This window comes from Mesorhizobium sp. M0060, from assembly GCF_040323155.1.
In the GTDB taxonomy this organism is placed as follows: Bacteria; Pseudomonadota; Alphaproteobacteria; order Rhizobiales; family Rhizobiaceae; genus Mesorhizobium.
The window spans coordinates 133,815-142,878 of record NZ_JAMYUP010000016.1; the positions used below are offsets into that span (position 1 = coordinate 133,815).

Annotated in this window: 7 protein-coding genes; 2 read left to right on the top strand and 5 right to left on the bottom strand. The window is 64.5% G+C overall.

What is annotated here, in order from left to right:
- Nucleotides 1-30: 30 nt before the first annotated feature.
- Nucleotides 31-1,308, bottom strand: a complete 1,278-nt coding sequence (gene hemA, locus NKJ94_RS17785) for a 5-aminolevulinate synthase (protein WP_352526815.1) — start codon at nucleotides 1,306-1,308, stop codon at nucleotides 31-33.
- A 265-nt stretch (nucleotides 1,309-1,573) separates the two neighbouring features.
- Here hemA and galE point away from each other — a divergent pair, with 265 nt between their 5' ends.
- Together galE and NKJ94_RS17795 are read left to right on the top strand one after the other, a co-directional pair.
- Nucleotides 1,574-2,569 (top strand): UDP-glucose 4-epimerase GalE, encoded by a 996-nt coding sequence (galE, locus tag NKJ94_RS17790; protein ID WP_352526816.1) that lies wholly within the window; start codon nucleotides 1,574-1,576, stop codon nucleotides 2,567-2,569.
- A gap of 91 nt (nucleotides 2,570-2,660) precedes the next feature.
- The gene (locus NKJ94_RS17795) at nucleotides 2,661-3,911 is read left to right on the top strand and encodes a D-amino acid dehydrogenase (protein ID WP_352526817.1); all 1,251 of its coding nucleotides are present in this window, start codon (nucleotides 2,661-2,663) and stop codon (nucleotides 3,909-3,911) included.
- Between the two features lie 37 nt (nucleotides 3,912-3,948).
- On the opposite strand, the gene NKJ94_RS17800 is transcribed toward NKJ94_RS17795, so the two are convergent.
- The 4 genes from NKJ94_RS17800 to NKJ94_RS17815 all read right to left on the bottom strand — a co-directional run bounded on the left by NKJ94_RS17800 (nucleotide 3,949) and on the right by NKJ94_RS17815 (nucleotide 8,897).
- The gene (locus NKJ94_RS17800; RefSeq protein WP_502896015.1) at nucleotides 3,949-5,316 is read right to left on the bottom strand and encodes an FGGY-family carbohydrate kinase; all 1,368 of its coding nucleotides are present in this window, start codon (nucleotides 5,314-5,316) and stop codon (nucleotides 3,949-3,951) included.
- A gap of 67 nt (nucleotides 5,317-5,383) precedes the next feature.
- Nucleotides 5,384-6,385, bottom strand: a complete 1,002-nt coding sequence (locus tag NKJ94_RS17805) for an ABC transporter permease (protein ID WP_352526819.1) — start codon at nucleotides 6,383-6,385, stop codon at nucleotides 5,384-5,386.
- Nucleotides 6,382-7,359: an ABC transporter permease gene (locus NKJ94_RS17810; RefSeq protein WP_352526820.1), complete on the bottom strand. Its 978-nt coding sequence runs from the start codon at nucleotides 7,357-7,359 to the stop codon at nucleotides 6,382-6,384. The genes NKJ94_RS17805 and NKJ94_RS17810 overlap by 4 nt, the downstream gene beginning before the upstream one ends.
- Nucleotides 7,356-8,897 carry a sugar ABC transporter ATP-binding protein gene (locus NKJ94_RS17815; RefSeq protein ID WP_352526821.1) on the bottom strand — a complete coding sequence of 514 codons (1,542 nt, stop codon included), beginning with the start codon at nucleotides 8,895-8,897 and terminating at the stop codon, nucleotides 7,356-7,358. Before NKJ94_RS17815 ends, NKJ94_RS17810 begins: the two co-directional genes overlap by 4 nt.
- Nucleotides 8,898-9,064 lie beyond the last annotated feature (167 nt).

Genomic DNA, 9,064 nt, shown 5'->3' on the forward strand with positions numbered 1-9,064 from the left:
GGTTGTCTGAGCAGAGTTTCAAACGGGTTTTCACCCGCCCGACTTCGGCACCAGCAGCGGGATGACGCGGTCGCTCTTGGCCACCGAAGGCCGGCCGGCAGAAGCGTAGGGAATCCCCAACGCGTCCCACGTCTCGACCAGCGCGTCCTGCAGGGACGCGATCAGCGCGTCCGAATGGAACGGTGTCGGCGTGATGCGCAGCCGCTCGGTGCCGCGCGGCACCGTCGGGTAGTTGATCGGCTGGATATAGATGCCGTGTACGCCGAGCAGGCGGTCGCTGGCCATCTTGCAGAGCTCGGGATCGCCGACCAGCAGCGGCACGATGTGGGTAGGCGATTCCATCACCGGCAGGCCGGCCGCGCCAAGCACTTCCTTGGTCCGCGTCGCCTGACGCAACTGCGCGTCGCGCTCGGCCTGCGAGCGCTTGAGATGCCGGATCGAGGTGGTCGCCGCGGCGGCGACAGCCGGCGGCAGCGCCGTGGTGAAGATGAAGCCCGGCGCATAGGAGCGCACGGCGTCGATCACGGCACTGGTGCCGGTAATGTAGCCGCCAAGCGTGCCGAACGCCTTGGCCAGCGTGCCCTCGATGATATCGATGCGGTCGGCCAGCCCTTCGCGCTCGGTGATGCCGCCGCCGCGCGGCCCGTACATGCCGACGGCATGGACCTCGTCGATATAGGTCATGGCATTGTAACGCTCGGCGAGATCGACGATCTGCTTGATCGGCGCGATGTCGCCATCCATCGAATAGACGCTCTCGAAGACGATCAGCTTGGCACGCTCGCGGCCGGCCGCCTGCAGCAGGCTTTCGAGATGCGCGACGTCGTTATGGCGGAAGATCTTCTTCTCGGCGCCCGAGCGCCGCACGCCCTCGATCATCGAAGCGTGGTTAAGCTCGTCCGAGATGATCAGGCAATTGGGAAGCAGCTTCGCAATGGTCGAGATCGACGCCTCGTTGGAAACGAAGCCGGAAGTGAAGACCAGCGCGGCCTCCTTGTCGTGCAGGTCGGCAAGCTCCAGTTCGAGCTCGACCAGCGGGTTGCTGGTGCCGGAAATGTTGCGGGTGCCGCCGGCCCCCGACCCCATCTTGCCTGCCGCCTTCTGGAACGCGGCAATGACGTCGGGATGCTGGCCCATGCCGAGATAATCGTTGGAGCACCAGACGGTGATTTCTTCGGCGCGGCCATTGGCGCGCCAGATGGCGCGCGGGAATTTCCCCACGATACGCTCAAGGTCGGCGAAGACGCGGTAGCGACGCTCTGCATGGAGCTGGTCGATCGCTTCCTCGAAAAACCGCTGATAATTCATGTCGCCTTCCCAATTTTGCGCGGGATCATAGTCATTGGCCTATTCGGCGTCCACCGGGCCCTTTTGGTCAAAATGCCACGCCCCAAGCCTGTTCCTAACGACCACGGAACGTGGCCTATTCCCTCGATGTGGATCAATCTTGTTTCAGGACAATGCCACGCGCCAATGAGACTGGTTACCGCAGATTGTAATGGCCTGGCGGCAGGTTTTCCAGTACGGCGACGATTGAGACAGTTCCGATAAATCATGAATAGCGAGGATGCGGATGACGGTTTTGGTGACAGGCGGTGCCGGCTATATCGGCAGCCATATGGTCTGGGAGTTGCTGGACACAGGCGACAGCGTCGTCGTCCTCGACAGGCTTTCGACCGGCTTTGAATGGGCGGTGGCTCCGGAAGCAAAGCTCGTCGTCGGCGACGTCGCCGACAAGGAATTGGTCGCCTCGATCATTCGCGACAATAAGGTCGACGCGATCATCCATTTCGCCGGCTCGATCGTGGTCCCCGAATCGGTTGCCGATCCGCTCGCCTATTACGAGAACAACACCTGCAAGACGCGCACCCTGATCGAAACCGCGGTGCGCGAAGGCGTGCCTAATTTCATCTTTTCCTCGACCGCCGCGGTCTATGGCGGCGCCGGGTTGGAGCCAGTGCGCGAGGATGCCCGGCTTGCGCCGGAATCGCCCTACGGTCTGTCCAAGCTGATGAGCGAATGGATGCTGCGCGACGCGGCCATTGCCTATGGGCTGCGCTATACGGCGCTGCGCTATTTCAACGTCGCCGGCGCCGATCCAAAGGGCCGCACCGGCCAATCGACGCCGGGTGCCACGCATCTGATCAAGGTCGCCTGCGAGACGGCGCTCGGCAAGCGCCCCTTCATGCAGGTGTTCGGCACCGACTACCCGACGCCGGACGGCACCTGCATGCGCGACTATATCCATGTCAGCGACTTGGCGGCGGCGCATCGGCTGGCCCTGCAGCGGCTGCGCGCCGGCGGGCAAAGCCTGGTCGCCAATTGCGGCTACAGCCACGGCTATTCGGTGCTCGAGGTCATCGACAGCGTACGGCGCGTCTTCGGCCATGATTTCGAGGTGCGGATGGGCGAACGCCGTCCGGGCGACGCCGCGGCGGTGGTCGCCAATTCGGAGCTGGCGCGCGGCGAACTCGGCTGGACCCCGCAGCGCGACAACCTCGACCAGATCGTTGCCGATGCGCTTGCCTGGGAGCGCATCCTGACCAGCAAGAATTCGGCTCTGGGCTGAGCGCGGGCTCTCCGCAAGGGCTCGTCGGCCGCATGCAGAAGCGCTATTGAGGCCTTCACGGCTGGGCGTGGAGCGTTCGTTTGGGGGCGGCATGAAAATATCGGTGCTTGGAGCCGGCGTCGTCGGCACGGCGGCTGCCTATTATCTGGCCAGCGACGGCCATGAGGTGACGGTGATCGAGCGCCATCCGGCACCGGCGCGCGGCACCAGCCAGTCGAATGCCGGCCTTGTGTCGCCCGGGGACGCCACCGCCTGGGCCTCGCCCGCCGCATTGAAGACGTTCCTGCGCGGCCTCTACAACCACGATCTCGGCATCAAGGTGCGGCTGCGCTTCGATCCTTATTTCTTCGCCTGGAGCCTGCGTTTCCTGCGCCAGTGTACGCATAAGCGCATGCATGCCAACACCGAGATCAAGCTGCGGCTGGCGCTTTATTCGCGCGACTGCATCAACGCCATCTCCGCCGAGACCGGCATCCACTATGACGAACGCAAGAAGGGCATTCTGTATTTCTTCCGCTCGCAGCAGAGTTTCGATACCGGCACCGACAATTACCGCTATCTCGCCGAACATGGCCTGCCGATCGAGATCGTCGGCCGCGACCGGCTGGTCGAGCTTGAGCCCGGCCTTGCCGGCGCCAAGGACAAAATAGCCGGCGGCGTTTATTCGCCGATCGACCAGACCGGCGACTCCAGGCAGTTCACGCGGAACCTCGCTGCCTATGCCGCCGAAAAACTCGGCGTCCAATTCCTCTACGGCACCACTGTCGAAGGCCTCGATATCGAGGGCGACCGAGTGCGCGCGGTCATGACCTCGGCCGGCCCGGTGACCGGCGATGCGGTGGTGATCTCGATGGGGCCGGAGAGTGGCCTGCTCGGCCGCCGCTACGGCATCGACCTGCCGGTCTATCCCGTGAAGGGTTACACCGCGACCATCCCGCTGGAGGACGAAAGCAAGGGGCCGACCATGGGCGGCGCCGACGAGGATCGGCTGATCGGCTATTCCAGGCTCGGCAACCGCTTGCGGCTTTCCTCGACCGCGGAATTCACCGGCTTCGACCGCAGCCACCGGCCAAGCGATTTCGCCGCCATGTTCAAGACCGGCAAGGAGCTTTTTCCCGGGGCATTCGACGAGAGCAAGGCCGAGCTCTGGGCTGGACTTCGCCCGATGATGCCGAGTTCGGTGCCGGTCATCGGCCGGGCTCGGTACGAGAATCTCTACCTCGATACCGGCCACGGCCATCTCGGCTGGACTATGGCGTGCGGCTCGGGAATGTTCCTCGCCGACATAGTCGCCCGCCGCAAGCCGGAGATCGATCCACAAGGGCTGGTCTACGCCGGCTAGCAACGGCCTGAACCGCTGGGCGCCATGATCTCGACGGTCAGCCTTGCGCAGCGACTGCCGCCTGCCAGGAGCGCGCGTAGCTCGCCCAGCTTGGATCGGCCGGTGGCTCGGTCCTTTCGCCTCTGTCTTGCGCCGTCCCTTGGTCCGACGCCAGCAAGGCGGCGCCGATGCTGGTGCCGGTGGCGGCCTCGGAGGCAATGACACCACACGCCGTCGCCGCCGCCAGCATGCGGGTGAACAGCCGGTTGCGGGCAAAGGGCCCCTCGACGATGGTGGGACCGTCCGCGCCGATCAGATCGAGGCTCGTCGCGGTCATCAGCGCCAAATAGAAGGAGATGGCAGCAAAGCGCTGGCCGTCGGTCATACCTTCGGCATTGAGCCACGCGGCGGCGTGATGCGGGAACGGCCCCGAACCCTGTTGGGTCGAAGGCAGCAGCGAGGTCTTGCGCGCGAGCACCGCGGCGACATCGTCTTCGGTCCAGTCCTCCGATTGGCCTTCGGTCAGCAGGGAAAACTCGCGGCCGCCCATGAAGCGCGCCGACGGCACGGGATCGCCGAGCGCGTCGACATTGACCAGCGTGTCGCGCGCCGGGTCGAGCAGGACCTTGCTGCCGCCGACGGCCATCGACACCACCCAGGTGCCGGTCGAGACGACGGAGAAAGGCGGTTGGTCGGACAGGAGATGCGGCAGCAGCGATGCGTTGGAATCATGCAGGCCGCAGAACACCGGCGTTTGCGGATCGAGTCCGGTTTGCCGGGCGAGGGCAGGCAGGATCGGGCCCAAGCGGTCCTTCGCCGGCCGTACCGGCGCCATCAGGCCGCGCCATTCCAGCCGCTCGACCAGCGAGGAGAAATCCGCTTTCCACGGATTCCATAGATCGGTGTGGCAGCCGAGCGAGGTTACCTCGCTGGCGGCGACGCCGGTCAGGCGCAAGGCCCAGTATTGCGGGTACATCAGGATCGCGGCGGTTCTTGCGAAATCCGCCGGAAAGCGCTTCTGCTGCCAGAACAACTGCGCGCCGAGATTGAGGCCGACCGGCAGGCGCGGCGTTCCGGTCTCGGTGAAGGGCGGGCGGATCGCGTCATAGTCCCTGGCGAGGGCGTCCGGCCCGTCGAATTCATAATCGAGCACCGGCAGCGCCAGTTCGCCTGATGCGTCCACCAGCACGCCCGTTGCGCCATGGGTGGTGATCGATATCGCATCGATGCGCTGCTCGCGATCGATCTCGGCTAGGCTGCCGAGGATAAACGCCCACAACCGCTTGACGTCGTGATGCGGGTACGGGCCTTGTCGAACAGGCTCGTTCGCCACCCGGCGCAGCGCCACTTCGCTTGATGTGGCAAGATCGACCAGCGCCACCTTGGCGTTGGTTTTGCCGATATCGATGACGGCGACGTGTTGGATATCAGTCACTCCATTATGCAACATCGTCACTAGCGGCGCTGCCCCACTGGCTCTTGTCGGGCCTGATCTAGGCAAAGCGCTCTCGCCGCACGCGCCGCCACAGGATGGGCAGCGCGATGACGATGATCAGCAACAGGCCGATGAAGATCGACATGACGATCCCCGGCACGTTGAGCAGGCCAAGGCCGAAGGTCACCAGCCCCATGATGAAGGCGGCGAGCACGACGCCCAGAATGCTGCCTGCGCCGCCGAGGATGCTGACGCCGCCGAGCACCACCATGGTGATGACTTCCAGCTCGTATCCTTGCGCGATCGACGGCCGGGTCGAGCCGAGCCGCGAGGTGATCAGCACCGAGGCGATGCCCGCCATCAAGCCGGTCAGGCAAAACAGGATGAATTTGATGCGGCCGACGCGCACGCCGGAAAACTGCGCCGCGACCGGGTTGTTGCCGATGGCAAAGACCCGACGGCCGAAGCTCGTCCGGTGCAGAAGGAACCAGTAGACGACTGCTGCGATCAGGAAAAGCGTCAGTTCGAACGACACCACCCACCAGACATAGCCCTGGCCGAAGAAGGCGAAACTCGAGGGATAGCCCTTGTAGGCCTGGTCGCCGAGAATGATGAACGCGATGCCGCGAAACAGGCTCATCGTGCCAATGGTGACGACGATCGACGGCAAGCCCAGCCTGGTGACGAGCAGCCCGTTGAAGGCGCCGCAGCCGAGCCCGACGACGATGCCGATTGCCACCAGGGTCGGCGTGCCGGCGCCGGCCTGCACCGCCATGCCCATCATCGTCGAGGCCAGCGCGATGATCGCGGCGACCGACAGGTCGATCTCGCCGGAAATGATCAGCAGCGCCATGGCCAGCGCGATCAGCGCCTTTTCGGTGAAGTTGAAGGTCAGGTCCGACAGCGACCACGCGTCGAGGAAGTAGGGCGAGGCAAAGCTGTTGACGGCAAAGATGGCAACCGCCACGACGACCAGCAGCGCCTCCCATGAGAAGATCGCCGACGTCAGCGGCTTGTCGAGCCGGTCGGGAATATGGCGTGGGGCAGGGGTATCGGTCATGCCGCTTCCGCCTTCTTGAGGATGATGCGGCCCTGCCGGCGCTCGCCGCGCGCGTTGAGCACCACCGCCAGGATGATGGCGCTGCCCGAAATCGCCATCTGCCAGAAGGGCGAGATGTTGATCACCGGCAGCGCGTTGGAGATGATGCCGAGGAACAGCGCGCCGAGCACCGCGCCGCCGACCGAGCCGATGCCGCCGGCGATCGAGATGCCGCCGATGACGCAGGCGGCGATGATGTTGAGCTCATAGCCGTTGGCGACCTCGACCGAGGCGATGACGTAGCGCGAAATCCAGAGATAACCGCAGAGGCCGCCGATCATCCCCGAGATGCAGAAGACGATGAATTTCGTCCGGCCGACATCGATGCCGGCATAGACCGATGCGGTCGGGTTGACGCCGATGGCGTAGATCGAGCGGCCGAGCGCGGTGCGTGTCATCACGAGGAAGAACAGGGCGATGACCAGCAGGGCGATCCATGACAGGATCGGTATGCCGAGGAATGCCGCGCGCTGCAGGCCGATGAACTCAGGGCTCATCTGGTCGGCATTGACCCAGGCGCCGCCTGATATGACGAAGGTGGCGCCCCGGTAGATGGTAAGCGTGCCAAGCGTCACCACGATCGAGGGAATGTTCAGCCGCCACACCAGCAGGCCATTGAGGGCGCCGAGCACCAGCCCGACAAGAAGTGCCGCGACGATCAGCAGCGGGATCGGGATTGCCGGATGCGCGGCGTTCAGCATCGCCACCACCATGCCGGTGAAGCAGAGATTGGATGCCATCGACAGGTCGATCGAGCGGGTCAGGATGACAACCATCTGGCCGAGCGCCAGGATCATCAGGATTGAGGTGTCGTTGAACACCTGGCGCAGATTGCCGGGAGCGGCAAAGCCCGGAAAACGCATCGAGATCAGCCCGATCAGCACGGCGATTGCCGCGAGCAGCCAGACCTCGCGATATCTGAGAAATGCCTTCATGCCGCGATCCCCGCTGCCGTCCTGACCAGCGTTTCTGCGTCGAGGCCCTTGTTGTCGTAGACCGCGGCAATGCGGCCCTCTCGCATGACGACGACGCGGTCGGACATGCCGAGGATTTCCGGCAGTTCGGACGACACCATGATCACCGACAGGCCCTGCGCGACGAGTTCGGCCATGAAGCCGTGCACGGCTGCCTTTGAGCCGATGTCGATGCCCTTGGTCGGCTCGTCCAAAATAATCACCTTGGGCGCGGTCGCCAGCCATTTGGCGATGACGATCTTCTGCTGGTTGCCGCCCGACAGCGTGCCGACGTCCTGGCTGAGCGAGGAGGCGCGCAGGTCGAGCCGCTCGGTGTAGGAGCGGGCGAGCGCGAATTCCTCCGCCAGCCGCAACATGCCTGACTTGGAGGTGCGCTTGAGCGAGGGCAGCGAGACATTCTGGAAGATCGGCAAGCCGATCACCACGCCTTGCTTGCCGCGCTCCTCCGGCACGTAAACGATGCCGGCATCGATCGAATCCGCCGCCGATTTCGGCGCGATCGCCTTGCCCTCCAGCGCGATCGTGCCGCGGCTGGTGCGGGTGATGCCTGATATCGCCTGCATCACCTCGCTGCGCCCGGCGCCGACAAGGCCGTAGAAGCCGAGGATCTCGCCTCTGTGCAGCTCGAAGCCGATATCGTCGAACTCGGTCGGGTGCGACAGGCCGGAGACGGCAAGCACCGGCGCGCCGATCTCCGCCTTGCGCTGCGGGAAGATGTGATCGACGGCGCGGCCGACCATCATGCGCACGATCTGGCTCTGGCCGGCGTCCTTGATCAGGCCTTCGCCGACCATCTCGCCATCGCGGAACACGGTATAGCGGTCGGCGATACGGTAGATCTCATCGAATTTGTGGCTGATGAACAGGATCGCCTTGCCGTCGCTCTTGAGGAATTCGATCAGCAGGAAAAGCTCTTCGATCTCCTTCATCGAAAGCGCTGCCGTCGGCTCGTCCATGATGACGATCCGCGCGTCGATCGACATGGCGCGGGCAACCGCCACGAGATGCTTGTTGGCGATGCCGAGGTCCTTCAGCCTGGCGTCGGCGTCGATATGGCCGGCGCCCATCGTATCCAGCACCTCGCGGGCATTCTTGCGCATCGTGCGCCAGTCGATGGTCTTGAAACGGGTGCGCGGCGCATGGCCGAGAAAGATGTTTTCAGCCACTGTCAGATCGTCGAACAGCACTGTTTCCTGATGGATGGCGGTGATGCCGTGCCCGAAGGCGGCATGGGCGCTGGGCAAGGCGACGGGCTGGCCGTCGATGCTGATGGTGCCCGCATCGGGCTGGTAGATGCCGGTCATGATCTTGACCAGCGTCGACTTGCCGGCGCCGTTCTCGCCGATCAACGCGGTCACTTGGCCGGGATAGAGCGCCAGGCTGACATCATGCAGCGCGCGCACGCCGGGAAAGCTTTTGCTGATGCCGGACAGGGTCAGGCGCGGCCCGGAAGACAAAGGCGCTTCCTTCGCCATTTCGTGTTGGGCTGTCGTGTCCATAATCGTATCAAGCCCTGAAATGTGGTCCGGTGGAAGACGCGGGGGGGGGGGGCGGCCCCCCCGCCCCGGGGTTGGGGGGGCCGGGGAAAAAATATTTGGGGGCGGTTTGGTTTTTGGGGGGTGGGTGTGGGAGGGGGGGGGCCCCGCCCCCCCGTTGGTGTTGGGGG

Bases quoted from the DNA above. Each gene is read 5' to 3' on its own strand.
- NKJ94_RS17815 (WP_352526821.1), bottom strand. From the start codon at position 8,897: ATGGACACGACAGCCCAACACGAAATGGCGAAGGAAGCGCCTTTGTCT.
- NKJ94_RS17805 (WP_352526819.1), bottom strand. From the start codon at position 6,385: ATGACCGATACCCCTGCCCCACGCCATATTCCCGACCGGCTCGACAAG.
- hemA (WP_352526815.1), bottom strand. From the start codon at position 1,308: ATGAATTATCAGCGGTTTTTCGAGGAAGCGATCGACCAGCTCCATGCA.
- galE (WP_352526816.1), top strand. From the start codon at position 1,574: ATGACGGTTTTGGTGACAGGCGGTGCCGGCTATATCGGCAGCCATATG.
- NKJ94_RS17810 (WP_352526820.1), bottom strand. From the start codon at position 7,359: ATGAAGGCATTTCTCAGATATCGCGAGGTCTGGCTGCTCGCGGCAATC.
- NKJ94_RS17795 (WP_352526817.1), top strand. From the start codon at position 2,661: ATGAAAATATCGGTGCTTGGAGCCGGCGTCGTCGGCACGGCGGCTGCC.